Genomic DNA, 15,279 nt, shown 5'->3' with positions numbered 1-15,279 from the left:
GTACACCGCCCCGGCGGGCACGCCGGTGGTTACCGGTCCGCCGGTGGTCACGGCGGTGCGAGGTCTCCCTCCGGGCGGCCGGCTCCGCCGTCGGGGGCCGGTGCGGGCGCGAAGAGGTCGAGGGTGTCGGTCAGCACGAGGAGCCGCCGCACCACCTCGCTGGCCGCGGTGAGGACCACGTCGCGCCCCCCGTGGTGGGCGGTCGCCCGCAGGCGCAGCAGGGTGTTGAGGCCGGTGCTGTTGCAGAACGAGACGCCGGACAGGTCGACGTCCAGGCCGCTGCGGCTGGCGTCCAGGGCCCGTTCGAGCGCCTCGTCGAGCGGCCCGGCGGCGTCGAGGTCGATCTCCCCGGTCACCCGCACCTGGACCCGGTCCCCGTTCCGCGCGGTCTCCCAGTGCACCCACAGGCCGCGGGCGAGCCGCTGCCCGACCGGGCGGCCGCCGTTCACCGCCGCCGGCGGCGAGGCCGGCTCGGCGTCGGTGCTCCTTCGGTACGGGTCTTCGACCATGGCCTCCTCCTCCGGGCGACGCAGGCGGACCCCTTCTTAAGTGGGCCCTTCAAGGGTGGGTCCCATCGCTTCGCTCGTCAACCGATGCCCGGACGCCGATTCGCCTGGGGCAAGAAGGGAATCGGCACTCCTAGGAGGGGGTATGGCCCTGGAAGGATCAGCGCGAACGGGCCGGACGTCCGTGACCGACCACGCCCGGGTGCTCGCGGCGATCGCCCGCGACCCCGGCGTGCGGCTGCGCGACAGCGCGCTGGAGGTGCAGCTGACCGAACGCGCCGTCCAGGCCATCGTGACCGACCTGGAGCAGGCCGGCTGTCTCACCCGGCCCCGGACCGGGCGCCGCGACCTCTACCGGATCGCCGCCGGCACCTGGCTCCGGCACCCGGCGGAGTCCGGGCTGAGCGTGGCCGAACTCCTCGACCTGCTGGCCCGGGCCCACCACGACGGCGCCCCGGGGCAGGGGGCGGCGGAACCCCCCGGGGGCCGGGGAGCGGGACGGCGACGGGCGCCGACACGCCCCGCAGCGGTCCGACCGGCACGCCGGCCGCCAGGTGTCTTGACAGGGTGGGGGTCGGTCAGTCCGCCGGGATGTGCGCGAGCATCCGCTCCCGCCGCCCACCCAGGTGGCCCTGAGCGCGTCGATCGCCCTTTTCCTCGGCCTGGAGGCCGGCCGGCCGGAGCCGGCGGGCCCGGAGGCCCGGCCGGCCCGCGGCGCGGCGGGGACCGTCAGCCCTCGGCCGGCAGCTCGTAGACGTGGTCCGGGGTGATGATCGAGGTGATCGCCCTGGCCAGCAGGGTGCTCGGCTCGAAGCCGTCGTGCAGGATGTCGGTGTTGATCAGGAGCACCATGGTGGCCTCCTGCTCCGGCAGGTACATCGTCACGCTCTCGTAGCCCGGCAGCGAGCCGTTGTGCCCGACCCAGCCGTGCGTCCGGAAGAGCCCCAGGCCGTACCCGGCGCCGTCGAAGCCGGGGACGGTGATGAACTTCTCCCGCTGCGCCTGGGTGGCCGGGGACAGCAGGGTGCCGGTGGCGACCACCTTGGCCCAGCGGCGCAGGTCGTGCAGGTCGGAGATCATCGCACCGGCCGCCCAGCCCCAGCTCGGGTTCCAGTCCGTGGTGTCGGCGACGTCGCCGCTCAGCGTCTGGTCCGTGTAGCCGTGCGCGTGCGGCTGCGGGAACTCCGCGCCGGTCGGCAGGAAGGTGTGGTCCAGGTGGGCCGGCCCGGTGACCCGCTGGTGGACGAAGTCCTTGAGCGGCATCCCGCCGAGCTTCTCCACCAGCAGGCCGAGCAGGACGTAGTTGGTGTTGGAGTACTGGAACGCCGCGCCCGGGGCGAAGACGTTCTGGTGGGTGAAGGCGTAGGCCAGCACCTCCTGCTGGGTGAACGACCGGGTCGGGTCGCTGAGCAGCGCCTGCTGGAAGGCCGGGTCGGCCGTGTAGGAGAACAGGCCGCTGCGCATCTCCAGCATCTGCCGGACGGTGATGTGCTCGCCGTCCGGGACGCCGTCCAGGTAGGAGGCGATCGGGGTGTCCAGCCCGACCAGGCCGTCGTCGACCAGTTCCAGGACGGCGGTGGCGGTGAAGGTCTTGGTCTCGCTGCCGATCCGCATGTTGAAGTCGGTCCGCATCGGCGCGCCGGTCACGGTGTCGGCGACCCCGGACGAGCGGACGTAGGTGCCCCGGCCGGGCAGCCAGAGCCCGACGATCACCCCGGGGATGCCCGCCTCCAGGCGCGTGCACTCGATCGCCTCGTCGAGGCGGGCCGCGAGCGCGGGGTCCAGCCCGTGCGGCGGCCGGCCGTCGGCGGACCGGTCGGCGGCGGTGGCGGCCACCGCCACCGGGGCGGCCTGGACCGGGGACACCGAGAGGGTGACGGGCGCGAGGGTGGAGAGGGCGAGCAGGGCGGTGGCCAGTCTGCGTGCGGGCACACGGCGCATGGGTGGGGGTCTCCTCCGGAAGTGGGCGGACACTGCGAGGCCAAGGTCACCACCCCCCGTGGCCCCGCCCCGCGCGCCCGACGCCCACCCCCCGGCGAGTCCATCCGTACGGACCACCGCCGTGCTCGGTCCCCTCAGCTCGCCGGGCCGGGCCTGCCCGGAGCCCGGGGCCCACCGGGCGGGCCCGGCCCGGCGGCGCCGCACACCGCCGCCGGAAATCCTGACGAAATCCTTACGCGAGCACCTCCGGGCCGGACACCACCCCCCTGACCTGCCGCGACGACCGTCCGCCCACCGGGCGGGCCACCGGCCGCGCCCCGGCCCCGCCCCGGCGCCCCCGGTCCGCTCCCTCCGCTCCGGGAGCGGACTCGCCGAGGGGAGTACGATCGCGCCGACGAAGCGCCAAGTGGGGTCGACCGCAAGCCCGGTGACGCTCAGCGCACCCGGCGGCCAGGCCGCCGGGAGCCGCGGAACCGCTCGCCGTCCCCCCACCGGGCGCGTGAGGCGACGAGTCGAACGGGGGCGGTCGGCATGAGCACACCGGCGGGTAGTGGTCAGTTCAGCGTGAACAGTCAGGCGATGAAGGGTTCGCAGTCGGCCTTGAACGGCATGGCCCTGGACTGCCCCACCATCGGCGCGCTGGCGGACGAGTCGACCAACGCGGCGGCCGCCGCGCACCAGGGCTGGGACACCGCCGGTGCGCTGCGCGCGGCCCTGGCCGAATGGCACGAGCAGGTCGAGCAGTTGACCGCGCGGCTGCACCGGAACAGCTCCGCGATGGAGCAGACGACGCTCAACTACCACACCACCAACCAGTCCATCGCCGACCTGCTCAAGGTGAAGTGACCATGCTCGGATACGAGGACGTCCTGCACGCGAACCCCGGCACGCTGTCCACCGCCGCGACGCAGTGGCGGGCGATGGCCGACCGGTTCCACACCATGGAGGGCAGCTTCGACCGCGACGTGCTCTCGGTGACCCGCGACGGCCTGTGGACGGGCGGCACGGCCGGTCTGGCCGACTTCCAACTGATGGCGACCAAGGGGCAGATCGTGGCCGCCCAGGTCGAGGCGAAGGCGATGGCCTCACTGCTCGACGACGCGCGGGCGGACTTCGAGGCCGCGCAGAGGCAGGTCCGCGACGCCGCGGACGGCGCGGTCAAGGCCGGCTTCAAGGTCACCGGCACCGGCGTCGCCGTGCTCGATCCCGGCACGCTCGACCCGGGCACGCTCAACGACCTCCACCACGACGCCGACACCCAGCGGGCCTACCAGGAGGCCGCGGGCAAGTGGACGCAGGCCATCGAGGCCGGCCTCCAGCGGGCCACCGACGCCGACCAGCGCGCCGCCCGCGCCCTGCGCAGCGCCTCGAAGGCCGGCAGCTTCGACAACTCCTTCAACGGCTCGGCGCTGGGCGGCGGCGACCAGGCCGACGCGCAGCGCGCCGCCGACCTCGCCACCCGGATCGACAGTCTGAACGGCGACGAGCGGGCCCAGCTGGCGAACCTGATGAAGGCCAACGCGGACAGCCCCGAGTTCTCCCGGACACTGCTGGACACGCTCGGCCCCGACGGCACCCTGAAGCTCGCGGAGAAGCTCAACGACCCGGGCAAGGACGACGGGAAGAAGGGCAGCTACCCCGGTCTGCAGACCGACCTCACCCGGGCCATCGCCTCCGCCACCCAGGACCCGAACACCGAGTTCTACCGGAAGTGGCGGGCCGGCCTGCGGGAGAACGGCACCAGGAACTTCGGCTCCAACACCGAGCCGGTCTACGGGTACCAGATCCTCGGCACCCTGATGGGCAAGGGCGACGCGAAGTACTCCACGCCCTTCCTCACCGACCTCGGCGACGACATCATCGCCGCCGAGAAGAAGCAGCCGGGCCTGTGGAGCTACCGGGCGTCGCACGACGGCACCTCGCTCGGCGCCGACCCGCTGGACGAGCTGCTCGGCGTCATGGGCCGTCAGCCCGAGGCCGCGACCTCCTTCCTGGACCCGGGCGCGGACGGCTCCAACCAGCGGCTGCACTACCTGCTGAAGGACCGGGACTGGCCGCAGGGCTACCTCACCGGCTACACCGGCGAGATGAAGATGCCCGACCCGCTCTCCCAGAGCGGCCTGGCCGCCGCCGTCGAGGCCGCCGCCACCGGCGAGCGGGCCGGTACCGCGCACGACGGCAAGCACACCGAGGCCCAGGCCCGCGTCATGCACGACACCATCGTCACCGTGGACGAGGGCCACGGCGGCGACAAGATCAAGGACACCCTGCGCCGGCCGCTCGCCAACGCCCTCGCCGACTACGTCGGCGACACCCACGAGCTGCTCAACGGCCGCAACGACGTCTACAACGGCCACACCGGCCACGACTCGGTGTGGAAGGACGGCGACACCACCCGGATGGCCGTCGGACAGGACAGCCTGGTCCGGTTCATGCGCGGCCTCTCCGACGATCCGGCCGCCTACGGCACCCTGCACCGCGCCGAGACGGGCCGGATCGACCAGGAGCTCGCCGCCATCGGGCCCAACCCCACCGAGGCCCAGATGAAGGACCCGATGGGCAAGGGCGCGGCGGCGCTCGGGGTCTTCGACGCGATCCGCGCCGACGCGGACCTGGACATGCGCGACGACAAGAACGCCCAGGCGGACTGGAAGGCCAAGGTCCTCTACCACACCATCGGCGCCCCGATCACCCCGATCGCACCGCTCGGCGACGCCGCCCAGCGCCTGGTCGACACCTGGACGTACGAGGTCAGCCTGGAGGAGAAGGACCGCAACAACTCCGAGGCCAACGCGAAGGTGTCGGACACCTGCCTCGGTGCCAACCGCCAGATGTCCGACATGGTCGGCATCTGGGCCAGGGACCGCGGCATGGACCCGGACGGCCCGACCGTCAACTCCCTCCAGGACGACATGCTCAACAGCCGCAACCGCAGCAACGACGTCGCCGGCCGCTACCTCGGCCGGGGCAACGCCTGATGGCAGCCACGCCCTGGGCCCGCCGCACCGCGGCCGCCGCCACCGCCCTGGTGGTGGCGGCCGCGGTCGGCACCGGGCTCTGGTGGACGCTCAGGCGCGACGACCCCGACCGGGACTGCGCGGGCCTGCGCACGGACGCCCGCGTCCGGACCGTCCTCGGTGACACCTGGCGGTCCGACCTGCCGTGCGGCGAACTCGCCGCCGGGCTCCGCCGCGCCACCGTCGGGACGCGGCCCGGCGCCCACACCCTCGGGCAGGCCCACGCGATGCGCACGGTCGTGCTGGCGGTCGCCGACTCCGCCGGCCACCGGGTGCACCCGGACGTGCGCGGCCCGCTCGCCGAAGCCCTCGCCGACTACGCGGCCGACACGCACACGGTGCTCACCGGCGTCAGCAACACCGCGATGGCGCACGACGGCCCGGACGACGACGCCTGGCAGGACGACCGGGGGGTGCACTTCGCCGTCCGCGAGGACCAGCTGATCGAGGTCCTGCGCGGCCTCGCCGAGAGCCCGGCGGCCTACGCCGGCCTGCGCGGGGCGGACCTGCGGCAGGGCGCGGCGGGCCTGGCCGCCGTCCCGGCCGACCCGTCGCCGGCCGCGATCGAGGACCCGCTGGCCCGCGCCGCCGCACCCGCCGGGGTCTTCGACGGGATCGCCGACGACGTCCTGCGCAGGCGCTCCCGCGCCGCCCGGACCGCCTGGCAGGAGGGGGTGCTCCAGGGCCTGGCCCCCGCCGGGGCACCACCCGCGTTCGGCGACGCCCCTGCCGAGTACCTCGCCCGGACCTGGCTGGGTCGGCTCGCGGAGCCCGCGCCCACCGCGCGGGAGCGGTTCGCCCGCCTCGACGACCAGGCCAACGGTCTCCTGGGCCTCTGGGCCGACGCCACCCACCAGGACGAGGCCGGGATCGGTCTGCCCGCGCTCCGGGACCGGGCCCGCGCGTCCACCGACCGCGAACGGGGCGCCGCGGCCGGACAGCTCAAGCAGGAGGCCTGACCGGCGCCGCCCCGACCGCCTAGGCCGGCCGGGGGCGCTGTTCCTGGTGGCCGCAGAGCCAGGCGAGCGCCTGGTAGGCGCCGAGGGCGTAGTCGGCGTCGTCCCGCAGCGGCTCGCTCACCCGGACGGCCGCGGCCTGGCACTCGGCCAGGAGCTGTGCCCGGCACGGCCCTCCGGCGGCGCCGAGCGGGGCCGCCGCGGTCACCGGGGCGCCGGGCTGGGCGCCGGCGGCCCAGCGGTAGGCGCCGAGTACTCCGTGTTCGAAACCGGTCCACGGTTGCGGCGATTGGTTGGCTTCCTCGATCGCCTCGAACACCTCGTCCAGCCCCCGCACCCCCACGGCCGGGATCGTCGTCTCGTCACTGGTCATGACCGCAACCTACGTCCGGCGGCGCCCGGTCGCCCGCCGAGGACGCCCGGCGGCGCGGTCCGGCCCACCGGGACCGGGTGTCCGTTCCCCGGCCGGTACGGGGGGCGGCGGGCCGCGCGCGCGGCCGGCGGCGTTGGGCCGTGGGAGGGGTCCGGGCCGCCCCGGGCAGCACCCGACCCGTGGCGGCCCGGGCCGAGGTGGCCCAGCCCGAGGTGGCCCAGCCCGAGGCGGCTCAGCCCGAGGTGGCGACCCGGTCCCGCCACCACCGCAGCGTCGCCGCGACCTGCTCGTCGACGGGGGTGGCCCGCACCGCGAACTCGGCCTCGTAGGCGCTCGCGTCGACGACGAACGGCCGGTCGAACTGGTAGCGGGTCTCCTTCAGCTCCCGGACCAGCGGGGAGAAGAGTGCCGCCACCCCCAGCACGGCCGGCGCCAGCCTGCGCACCGCGACCGGCCCCGTTCCCGCCCCGGCGGCGAGGCGGTCGACCATCTCCCGGGCGGACCGCGCGGGCGCCGTCGGGACGTGCCAGGCCCGCCCCCAGGCGCGCTCCTCGCCCGCGACCTCGACCAGCGCCCGGGCCACGTCGGGCAGGTAGCTCCAGCTGTGCGGGGCGTCCGGATCCCCCAGCGTGGAGACCGGCTTGCCGCGCAGCACGCGCGGCACGACCCGCCCGGCCAGGTGCCCGCCGTCGGTCACGCCGGGCCCGAAGAAGTCCGAGGCCCGCACCTCGACCGCCCGGATCCGGCCCTGCTCGTGCAGCCGGCGCGCCTGCTCCCACAGCGCGGCGCGCACCCGGCCCTTGGGCCCGGTGGCCGCGAGCGGCAGCCGCTCGGTCAGCGGGCCCGCCACCGGGCCGTAGCCGTAGAGGTTCCCGAGCATGACCAGCACGGCGCCGCTCGCCTCGGCCGCCGCGCAGGCCGAGGAGGCCAGCGACGGCCAGTCCCGCACCCAGTGGTGGTACGGCGGCGCGGCGCAACTGTGGATCGCGGCCGCGCCCTTCGACAGCCCGGTCAGCCGGGCGCTGTCGGCCGCGTCCGCCGCGACGTGCTCGATCCCCGGTTCCGGGCCGCGGCCCGACCTGGTGACGACCCGTACGGTATGCCCCTGCTCGGCCAGCAGCCTGGCGGTGGCCGCCCCGGCGGGCCCGAATCCCATGACGACATGAAGGCTCACCCACGCACACTAGCGCGACCGCACGGTGTCCTTTCGCCGTCGGTCCGCGCTCCGGGGCCCGGAGTTGGCCGCCCGGCGCCCCTGGGGGACCGGCTCAGGCCGGGCCGGGCGGCGCGTCGATCGCCAGCACCTCGGCGGTGGCCGGGCCCGCAGGCGTGTCGTAGGACACGGCTTCCCCGGTGCGGCGGCCGAGCAGCGCGTGGCCGAGCGGGCTGTCGTAGGTCACGAGGGTCTGCTCGAACTCGTTGGCGAGCTCGCCGATCTGGAACGTCTCCTCGCCGCCGTCGGCGAACCGGAGGGTCACGGTGCTGCCCACCCCGATGACACCGGGCGGAGCGGCGGGGGCCGTCGCCGCCTCGCTCAGTCGCGCGGTGATCCCGGCGATCCGGGCGTCCAGCCGGGCGGTCTCGGTGACGCGCTGCAACTCGTCGGCCTGGTCGGCCAGATCGCCGGCGGTATCGGTGCCGGTGCCTTTCAGGGTCGCCGCGACGGCGTCGCGTTCCATCCGCAACTGCGCGAGCTCCTGTTCGAGGGCCTCACGGGCCTCGGGGCTGATGGGCTCGGGGACACCGGTCATTCCTGCTCCCGTGGTGTGGCGGGACAGAACAAATCGCCCTGAAGCGGGTATTTCCGAGCATAGCAAGGACCGTTCGGGCCGGTCGCCCCGGCGGCGCTCCCGGCAGGGCGACCGACCGGCCCCGTGTCCGGCCGGTCACCCCCCGGGGCCGGTCAGTCGCCGGCCGTGGTGGGGCGGTGGTGGACGTACTCGACCACCGTGCCGTCGGGGTGGCGGACGTTGAACCCGGCACCGGTGGGGACGTCCCGGAGCGGGACGACGATCTCCGCCCCCTCGGCGAGCAGCCGCTCGTAGTAGGGGCGGACGTCGTCCACCAGCAGCGTGCCGGTGGTGTCCCGGTACGGCGCCAACTCGCCCTCCTCGCCCGCGATCAGCAGGAACGCGCCGACGGTCGCCAGCCGCAGGGCGCCGAAGTCGAAGCCGGAGTCGGCCGTCACCGCCTGCAGCCGCTCGTAGAAGGCGACGGCGCCGTCCAGGCCGTCCGGTTCGAGGAAGACCCGGATCAGGACACGGGGCTCGGCGAGGTGGGAGGAGTCGTTCTGCCGGCGCCACACCCGGGGCGTCCGCTGCTCAGCTGTCATACCGTCAGCCTCGCCCGTCCCGGGCGGTGGTGGCAGCCCACCGTTCATGGGGTGAGTCGCACTCATAGGATCAGCCCATGGACGAGTCGCTACGCCGAGAGCTCGGTGCCCATCTGCGCGCGGCCCGGGCGTCGATCGCCCCGCAGGACGTCGGCCTCGGCGCCGGCGGCCGGCGCCGCTCCCCCGGGCTGCGCCGCGAGGAGGTCGCCACCCTCGCCGGGGTCAGCGTGGCCTGGTACACCTGGCTGGAACAGGGCCGGGTGAGCACCTCGCGACAGGTGGTCGACGCCGTCTGCCGGGCGCTGCGGATGGATCCGGTCGCCCACCGGCACGCCCTGGCGCTGGCCGGGTTCCTCCCCCCTCCCCCGCGCGCCGGGCAGTGGGCGGCGGCCGTCCCCGGCCCGGACACGCTGGCGCTCGTCGACAGCTGGCACGCCACCCCGGCGCTGGTACTGGACGAGCGCTTCGACGTCCTCGCCGCCAACGCGGCCCACCGGCGCCTGTGGGGAGCCCCGGAGGAGGCCCCGGCCGAGGAGCGCAATCTGCTGCTGCACCTCGCCGCGGGCCCACCCGGACGCCACCGGATCACGGCCGGCCCCGCCGACGGGAGCGCCCCCGGCGGACAGGCGCTGCTGCGCGGCCTCTACGAGCAGTTCCGGGCCGCCACCGCCCACGTCCCCGACGACCCCCGGTCCGCGGAGATCGTCCGCCGGCTGCACGCGCTGCGGCCGGACGCCGCGCACTGGTGGCAGTGCCGCGCCGTCGCGGACTTCCGGCCGAGCACGGTCGAGGTGGTGGACACCGGGCGCCCGGACCGGGTGCTGCGGCTGACCTTCTCGCTGCTGCGGCCGGCGGCCGACACCGGGGTGCTGCTGCTCACCCAGCACCCGGCCGACGCCACCGGAGCCGCCCTGCTCGCCCGGCTCGTGGCGTGAACCGACCGGGCTGACGCGGCGTCAACTCGTCCGTGGGCAGAGCTTGGTGCCCGGCGATCCCGGCTCGTGCGCGCGGGTTCGGCCGCCGCCGCGGGTGGAACACCCCCCAAGGGACTTCCGGCGGAGGGAACAGCGCCATGGGCCTCTTGCACACCGCCTGCACGGTGGCCGTTCCGCTCCTCGCGATGTGGTCCGTCCTGCGCGTGTGGTTCCGCGGCGACGCCGTGGTCGCGGACTCACTCGCCGCGTACTGCTGGTCGGCCGTCGGCATCGCGCTCGGCCGGACGGCCGGTCCGTGGTGGCTGCCGGCCGTCTGCTGGACCACCGCGGGCGCCACCCTGCTGTCGCACGTGATCTCACTGCTGAGGCTGCTGTTCGAGAAACCGCTGGTCCGGGTCGACCCGGCACGCTTCCGGGAGAGGCTGCTGGAGATCTGCGGGACGGAGACCGGACCGGAAGCCTTCCTGGTCGGCGTGGGCCCGGACGGCACGGTCGTGGTCCGGGGACTGGAGGCGGCCGGAGTGCCGCGCCACCGGCACCGGCCGGGCCCCGGCTGCGCCACCTGCTACCTGGAGGAGTTCGTCCGCGAGCTCGCCGTCAACGGCACGGACGCGGTGGACCGCTACCGCGGCCTGCTGAAGCGCCGCGCCAACCGGCTCTTCCTGCTGCGGCGCGGCGTGCTCGACAACCGGTGGACGGCGGAGCTCCGGCAGGTGCCGGGCTTCAGCACGCCGTTCGCGTACTCCCCGTGCGCCGTCCACCGCCTCTGACGGCGCTCCGCACACCCCCGGTCGCACCGAAGCGGCCGTTCGGACCGGCGCCGCGGTGGCACCGGTCCGAACGGCCCCGGCAGCGGGTCCGCGGAGCGGAGGCGCTCAGGGAAGCAGCTTGTCCAGGGCGGCGGGGCCCTCCGCCGCCAGCTTCCGCTCCGCCCACGCGAGGGTCTCCGGGGTGATGTCGCGCCCGGAGGCCAGCACCAGGTCCTCGGGGGTGACCTCACCGCCGGCGCCGGTGTGCAGCAGGGCGTCCGGCGTGACCTCGCCGGGCCACTGAATCGAATCGGGTCGGTCGTTCATACCGCCTCCTAGTTCGTTCACTGCCTCCATCCTGGCGCCTGGAGGGCGAAAACGGACAGCCGTACGGGGTACGCGGGGCCAGATGGTGGAACCGGCCGCGCGCTCGGCCCGCGCGGGGGTGGCACCGGGAGCGCGCCGGAACCCGGACAATGACGGGATGAGCAGCGCACACCAGCAACCCCGTGGCCTCACCTCACTGATCCCGCAGTCACGGGCCACCACGGCCAGTGAACGGGCCGCCGCCCAGCTCCTGCACCTGCGCGAGACCTCGCTGCCGGTGCCGGTGGTCGCGGCCGCCGCCGAACTGATCGCCGACCGCCTGGACGACCCGGATCCGGTCACCCGCGAGGTCGCCGCCGCCGTCCACAGCCGCCTGCTCGCCGCCCTGGCGGACATCGCGCCCGGCCGGTGAGCCCGCCCGGCGACCGGGGGCCGCTCAGCGGGTGCCGACGGCGTCCAGGACGCGCAGCGCCCGGTCGGGCAGCTCGACCGAGGCCGCCGCGATGTTCTCGCGCAGGTGCGCCACCGAGGAGGTCCCGGGGATGAGCAGGATGTTCGCACGTAGGCGATGCCCTGGTCGGCGCACCGGTCGACCAGGTCGTCGTCCCCGCGCAGGGCGACGTTGTAGTGGTTCTGCACACAGGCCACCGGGGCGATGTCGCGAGCCGCCCGGACCTGCTCGGCGCTGACGTTGCTGACCCCGAGGTGGCGGATCAGGCCCTGCTCGCGCAGTCCGGCGAGGACGGCGAACGGCCCGGCGACGTCGGCGGCGGCCCGGGTGTCGGTCATCCGCAGATTGACCAGGTGCAGCGCCGGTACGTCCAGCCGCCGGAGGTTGTCGTGGACGGCCCGGACCAGCTCGTCGCGGGACAGGGCGGCGGGCCAGGCCCGGTCCGGGGTGCGGCGGGCGCCGACCTTGGTGGCGACGCACAGGTGCTCCGGGTACGGGTGGAGGGCCTCCCGGATCAGGTCGTTGACCACGTGCGGGCCGTAGTAGTCGCTGGTGTCGAGGTGGGTGATCCCGGCCTCGACGGCGGCGCGCAGGACGGCGAGGGCGGCGTCCCGGTCCCGGGGCGGCCCCCACACCTTCGGGCCCGCCAGCTGCATCGCGCCGTAGCCGAGCCGGGTGAGGGCCAGCCCACCGATCTTCCAACTGCCCGCCGCGGCCGGGGCGGTCGTCTCTGAGGTCATGCCCGGATGATCTCCGGGCCGTACACTGGGCCGCCAACGATTAAGGGATGTCCGAATCCTGAGGAGGCCGCGTGCACGCGGAACTGGCGTTCTCGGCCGCCGACCTGGCCCTGGTGCGGTTCGCCGTCTCGCCGATGTGGGAGGTGGGCACCAGCTACCGGCTGCTGGCCTCCGGCGCCGCGCACCCCGTCCACCAGCCGTGGATCCAGCAGGTCCGGCCGCGGGTCACCGCCGCGGGCCTGGACCGGGGGCTGCTCGCCGAGCTGGTGCCGCGCGCCGGCTACGTCGCCGACTTCCTCAACCCGGCGCCCGCCGGGCCCGCGCCCACCCTGGCGCAGGAGCTGGCCGGGATCCGCGCCACGCCCCCGTCCCGGGTGCACCAGGACCTCGAACGCCTGCGGGGCGAACAGGGCCCCCCGGCCCCCGGCTGCGGGCCCTCCAGGCCTCCCCGCCGGCCCAGCTGGAGCGGCTGGCGGAGGAGATCGAGACGTACTGGGAGCTCGCCCTGGCCCCCTACTGGGCGCGGATCCGGGCGGCGCTCGACGCCGATGTCTTCCACCGGGCCCGCCAGGTCGCCGAGCACGGCACCGGGCGGCTCCTCAACGAACTCCACCCCTCGGCGAGTTGGGACGACAACGCGCTGCGGATCGCCCGCCGGCGGCGGACGCTGTCCCGGCAGGGCGCCGGCGACGGGCTGCTGCTGATCCCCTCGGCGTTCACCGGGCCGCACCTGCTCACCCGGCTGATGCCGCCGGAGCCGCCCCAACTCGCCTATCCGGCCCGCGGCATCGGCGCCCTGTGGGAGTCGCGGCCGGCCCCGGCGGCGAACGCCCTGGCCGCCGTCCTCGGCCGCTCCCGGACCAGGCTGCTGACCGAACTGGACTCCCCGGCGTCCACCACCGAACTGGCCCGCCGCACCGGGCTCTCCCCGGCCGGGGTGTCGCAGTACCTCACCGCGCTGCGCGACGCCGGCCTGGTCAGCGCCCACCGGGCCGGCCGCTCGGTGCTCTACGCCCGTACCTCCGTCGCCGAAGCCGTGCTGGCGGCGCCCCGGCCCTGAGGGCGCCGGCCGAGGGGGCTTGACCGGCCGTCACCCGTCCTGCGCCTGGCTCTGGTCGCCGCTCAACCCGTAGCCGGGCCGGTGCCGCCCTCGGAGACGGCGGCGGTGTCCACGACCGGCGCGGGGTCCGCGGTGACCCGGGTGCCGGGGTGCAGCAGCGCGCAGACGAAGGCGACCGCGAGCGCGGCCGCCATGCCGTAGAGCACGGGCCCGTTCGCCTCGGCGAAGTCCTGCCGGATCGCGTCCAGCAGCGTGGCGCCGACGCCGTTCGGCGCCTGCGAGCCCGAGCCGTGGCCGGTGATGCTCTTGGTGACGGTGTCGGCGACGCCGGGCGCGGCGTCCACCGGGACGCCGTTGGCGACCAGCGTGCTCCGCACGTTCCTGGTGGTGCTGTGCAGCAGGACGGTGCCCAGCACCGCCAGGCCCAGGCTCGCGGAGTAGTTGCGCACCGTCTGGGTGATCCCGGTGACCTCGCCGTACGAGGCGTTGATCGAGCGGTTGACGGCGTCCGTCGAGGCGGGGGTCAGCAGCAGCCCGATCCCCGCGCCCGCCAGGACGATGTACGGCCACTGCGCGCCGAGCGACAGGTCGGTGATCTTCGAGGCCCAGAGCGCGAAGCCGACCGCGGACACCGCCGTGCCCAGCAGCATCGGCGGGCGCGCGCCGCGCCGGTCCAGCATCCGCCCGCCGATCTGCGAGCCGGGGGCGAACCCGGCGAAGAAGACCAGCAGGTAGAGACCCGCCTCGTTGGGCGTCTGGTCCAGCGCCACCTGCGCGTAGACGGAGGCGAAGAAGAACACCGGGACGAAGGCGATCATCGCGAAGAAGAGCACGGCGTTGTCCGCCGCGAAGGCCCGGTCGGCGAAGACCCGCATCTTGATCAGCGGGTGCTCGGTGCGCAGCTCCAGCGCGACGAACACCACCAGGACGACCAGCCCGCCGACGATGCACAGCCAGGTCGCCCAGCTGCCCCAGCCCCAGGCCGCCGCCTGCTGGAGGCCCAGCACGCTCAGACCCATCCCGACGGCAACCAGGGCGGCGCCCGGCCAGTCGACCGGCTCGCGGCGGGGGTGGTTGCGGATGCCGGCGAGTACGGTCAGGACCACCGCGACGACCGCGACCGGCACGTTGACCCAGAAGATCGCCCGCCAGGTCCAGCTGGTCAGCCAGCCGCCGAGGATCGGGCCGATCGCGGTCAGGCCGCCCGCGACCCCGAAGAACAGCGCCAGCGCCCGGCCGCGCCGCTCGACCGGGAACACCTCCACCACCACGGCCAGCGCCGCCGGGAACATCAGCGCCGCGCCGAGGCCCTGCACCGCCCGGAAGCAGATCAGCCAGGTCTCGGCGGCACCGCCGGAGGGCACCGCGCCGCAGAGCGCCGAGGCGATCACGAAGGTGAGCGTCCCGATCAGCATCATCCGCTTGTGGCCGAGGACGTCCGCCAGCCGGCCGCCGAGGGCGAAGAAGGCCGCGAGGGAGAGCAGATAGGCGTTGACCACCCACTGCATCCCGACGGCCGACAGGCCCAGTTCGCGAATGATGTCGGGCGCGGCGATCGAGACGATCGTCTGGTCGATGAAGGTCATCGAGACCGCGAAGAGCATGGCCGCGAGCGTCAGCGACTGGCTCGCCGCGACCGGCGCGGACTCCTTCGGGGTGCGGTCGGGCCGCGGTGTACCCATCCGTCGCGTCCTTCCGTTCCTCCGGGGCCTCCGGGGCCTCCGGTGGGTCCTCCGATGGGTCCTCCGGTGGTCCTCCGGTGAGCTCTTCGGGCCCTCCGGGCTCGGCGCCCGGCGGGCGGCGAGGACCGATCCCACGGTCGACACCCCTACGACCGGTCCCGCACGGCGTTCCCCGCGGTGGCCGCGTACCCGCGGCTCGGTGGCGGAGAC

At 75.1% G+C, this 15,279-nt stretch carries 15 protein-coding genes and 1 pseudogene; 7 read left to right on the top strand and 9 right to left on the bottom strand.

Annotated elements, in window-relative coordinates:
* Nucleotides 1–47: 47 nt before the first annotated feature.
* A complete protein-coding gene (locus ABT263_RS05515) occupies nt 48–509 on the bottom strand; it encodes an STAS domain-containing protein (RefSeq protein ID WP_352287865.1) in 462 nt (153 codons plus the stop codon).
* Nucleotides 510–1,235: 726 nt separating this feature from the next.
* The gene (locus tag ABT263_RS05510) at nt 1,236–2,447 is read right to left on the bottom strand and encodes a serine hydrolase domain-containing protein (protein ID WP_352287862.1); all 1,212 of its coding nucleotides are present in this window, start codon (nt 2,445–2,447) and stop codon (nt 1,236–1,238) included.
* A 579-nt stretch (nt 2,448–3,026) separates the two neighbouring features.
* On the opposite strand from ABT263_RS05510, the gene ABT263_RS05505 reads away from it, so the two are divergent.
* Genes ABT263_RS05505 through ABT263_RS05495 form a run of 3 tightly spaced genes read left to right on the top strand, consistent with a single transcriptional unit; the run spans nt 3,027 to nt 6,423 of the window.
* Nucleotides 3,027–3,293: a hypothetical protein gene (locus tag ABT263_RS05505; RefSeq protein ID WP_329485709.1), complete on the top strand. Its 267-nt coding sequence runs from the start codon at nt 3,027–3,029 to the stop codon at nt 3,291–3,293.
* Nucleotides 3,294–3,295: 2 nt separating this feature from the next.
* On the top strand, nt 3,296–5,425 hold the full coding sequence (locus ABT263_RS05500; protein ID WP_352287859.1) for a DUF6571 family protein: 2,130 nt from the start codon (nt 3,296–3,298) through the stop codon (nt 5,423–5,425).
* On the top strand, nt 5,425–6,423 hold the full coding sequence (locus tag ABT263_RS05495; protein ID WP_352287857.1) for a hypothetical protein: 999 nt from the start codon (nt 5,425–5,427) through the stop codon (nt 6,421–6,423). The genes ABT263_RS05500 and ABT263_RS05495 overlap by 1 nt, the downstream gene beginning before the upstream one ends.
* A 19-nt stretch (nt 6,424–6,442) precedes the next feature.
* Here ABT263_RS05495 and ABT263_RS05490 read toward each other — a convergent pair whose 3' ends face one another.
* From ABT263_RS05490 to ABT263_RS05475, 4 genes are all read right to left on the bottom strand, one after another.
* Nucleotides 6,443–6,793: a hypothetical protein gene (locus ABT263_RS05490; RefSeq protein WP_352287854.1), complete on the bottom strand. Its 351-nt coding sequence runs from the start codon at nt 6,791–6,793 to the stop codon at nt 6,443–6,445.
* Nucleotides 6,794–7,025: 232 nt separating this feature from the next.
* A complete protein-coding gene (locus ABT263_RS05485; RefSeq protein WP_352287851.1) occupies nt 7,026–7,967 on the bottom strand; it encodes an NAD-dependent epimerase/dehydratase family protein in 942 nt (313 codons plus the stop codon).
* Nucleotides 7,968–8,061: 94 nt separating this feature from the next.
* The gene (locus tag ABT263_RS05480) at nt 8,062–8,544 is read right to left on the bottom strand and encodes a GreA/GreB family elongation factor (RefSeq protein ID WP_352287848.1); all 483 of its coding nucleotides are present in this window, start codon (nt 8,542–8,544) and stop codon (nt 8,062–8,064) included.
* Nucleotides 8,545–8,696: 152 nt separating this feature from the next.
* Nucleotides 8,697–9,125, bottom strand: a complete 429-nt coding sequence (locus tag ABT263_RS05475) for a VOC family protein (protein ID WP_352287845.1) — start codon at nt 9,123–9,125, stop codon at nt 8,697–8,699.
* A gap of 77 nt (nt 9,126–9,202) precedes the next feature.
* On the opposite strand from ABT263_RS05475, the gene ABT263_RS05470 reads away from it, so the two are divergent.
* Nucleotides 9,203–10,060 (top strand): helix-turn-helix domain-containing protein, encoded by an 858-nt coding sequence (locus tag ABT263_RS05470; RefSeq protein ID WP_352287842.1) that lies wholly within the window; start codon nt 9,203–9,205, stop codon nt 10,058–10,060.
* Nucleotides 10,061–10,197: 137 nt separating this feature from the next.
* Nucleotides 10,198–10,830, top strand: coding sequence for a hypothetical protein (locus ABT263_RS05465; protein WP_352287840.1), 633 nt, complete (start codon nt 10,198–10,200; stop codon nt 10,828–10,830).
* Nucleotides 10,831–10,935: 105 nt separating this feature from the next.
* Here ABT263_RS05465 and ABT263_RS05460 read toward each other — a convergent pair whose 3' ends face one another.
* Nucleotides 10,936–11,136: a hypothetical protein gene (locus ABT263_RS05460; protein ID WP_329485718.1), complete on the bottom strand. Its 201-nt coding sequence runs from the start codon at nt 11,134–11,136 to the stop codon at nt 10,936–10,938.
* A 157-nt stretch (nt 11,137–11,293) separates the two neighbouring features.
* Between ABT263_RS05460 and ABT263_RS05455 the strand changes: the two genes are divergently transcribed.
* Nucleotides 11,294–11,548, top strand: a complete 255-nt coding sequence (locus tag ABT263_RS05455) for a hypothetical protein (RefSeq protein ID WP_329485719.1) — start codon at nt 11,294–11,296, stop codon at nt 11,546–11,548.
* Between the two features lie 203 nt (nt 11,549–11,751).
* On the opposite strand, the pseudogene ABT263_RS05450 reads toward ABT263_RS05455, so the two are convergent.
* A pseudogene (locus ABT263_RS05450) lies at nt 11,752–12,243 on the bottom strand (aldo/keto reductase); the annotation flags it as partial.
* A 283-nt stretch (nt 12,244–12,526) separates the two neighbouring features.
* Here ABT263_RS05450 and ABT263_RS05445 point away from each other — a divergent pair.
* Entirely contained in the window at nt 12,527–13,387 is an 861-nt protein-coding gene (locus tag ABT263_RS05445; RefSeq protein WP_352287837.1) for a DUF5937 family protein, read from the top strand.
* Nucleotides 13,388–13,449: 62 nt separating this feature from the next.
* Here ABT263_RS05445 and ABT263_RS05440 read toward each other — a convergent pair whose 3' ends face one another.
* Nucleotides 13,450–15,069: an MFS transporter gene (locus tag ABT263_RS05440; protein WP_352287834.1), complete on the bottom strand. Its 1,620-nt coding sequence runs from the start codon at nt 15,067–15,069 to the stop codon at nt 13,450–13,452.
* Nucleotides 15,070–15,279: the final 210 nt, after the last annotated feature.

The sequence above is a fragment of the Kitasatospora sp. NPDC001603 genome (genome assembly GCF_040298365.1).
Lineage (GTDB): Bacteria > Actinomycetota > Actinomycetes > Streptomycetales > Streptomycetaceae > Kitasatospora.
The sequence above is the reverse complement of the archived record's forward strand: the minus strand, read 5'-3'. Positions and strand labels throughout refer to the sequence as shown.

Bases quoted from the DNA above. Each gene is read 5' to 3' on its own strand.
- ABT263_RS05515 (WP_352287865.1), bottom strand. From the start codon at position 509: ATGGTCGAAGACCCGTACCGAAGGAGCACCGACGCCGAGCCGGCCTCG.
- ABT263_RS05510 (WP_352287862.1), bottom strand. From the start codon at position 2,447: ATGCGCCGTGTGCCCGCACGCAGACTGGCCACCGCCCTGCTCGCCCTC.
- ABT263_RS05505 (WP_329485709.1), top strand. From the start codon at position 3,027: ATGAAGGGTTCGCAGTCGGCCTTGAACGGCATGGCCCTGGACTGCCCC.
- ABT263_RS05500 (WP_352287859.1), top strand. From the start codon at position 3,296: ATGCTCGGATACGAGGACGTCCTGCACGCGAACCCCGGCACGCTGTCC.
- ABT263_RS05495 (WP_352287857.1), top strand. From the start codon at position 5,425: ATGGCAGCCACGCCCTGGGCCCGCCGCACCGCGGCCGCCGCCACCGCC.
- ABT263_RS05490 (WP_352287854.1), bottom strand. From the start codon at position 6,793: ATGACCAGTGACGAGACGACGATCCCGGCCGTGGGGGTGCGGGGGCTG.
- ABT263_RS05480 (WP_352287848.1), bottom strand. From the start codon at position 8,544: ATGACCGGTGTCCCCGAGCCCATCAGCCCCGAGGCCCGTGAGGCCCTC.
- ABT263_RS05475 (WP_352287845.1), bottom strand. From the start codon at position 9,125: ATGACAGCTGAGCAGCGGACGCCCCGGGTGTGGCGCCGGCAGAACGAC.
- ABT263_RS05470 (WP_352287842.1), top strand. From the start codon at position 9,203: ATGGACGAGTCGCTACGCCGAGAGCTCGGTGCCCATCTGCGCGCGGCC.
- ABT263_RS05465 (WP_352287840.1), top strand. From the start codon at position 10,198: ATGGGCCTCTTGCACACCGCCTGCACGGTGGCCGTTCCGCTCCTCGCG.
- ABT263_RS05460 (WP_329485718.1), bottom strand. From the start codon at position 11,136: ATGAACGACCGACCCGATTCGATTCAGTGGCCCGGCGAGGTCACGCCG.
- ABT263_RS05455 (WP_329485719.1), top strand. From the start codon at position 11,294: ATGAGCAGCGCACACCAGCAACCCCGTGGCCTCACCTCACTGATCCCG.
- ABT263_RS05440 (WP_352287834.1), bottom strand. From the start codon at position 15,069: ATGGGTACACCGCGGCCCGACCGCACCCCGAAGGAGTCCGCGCCGGTC.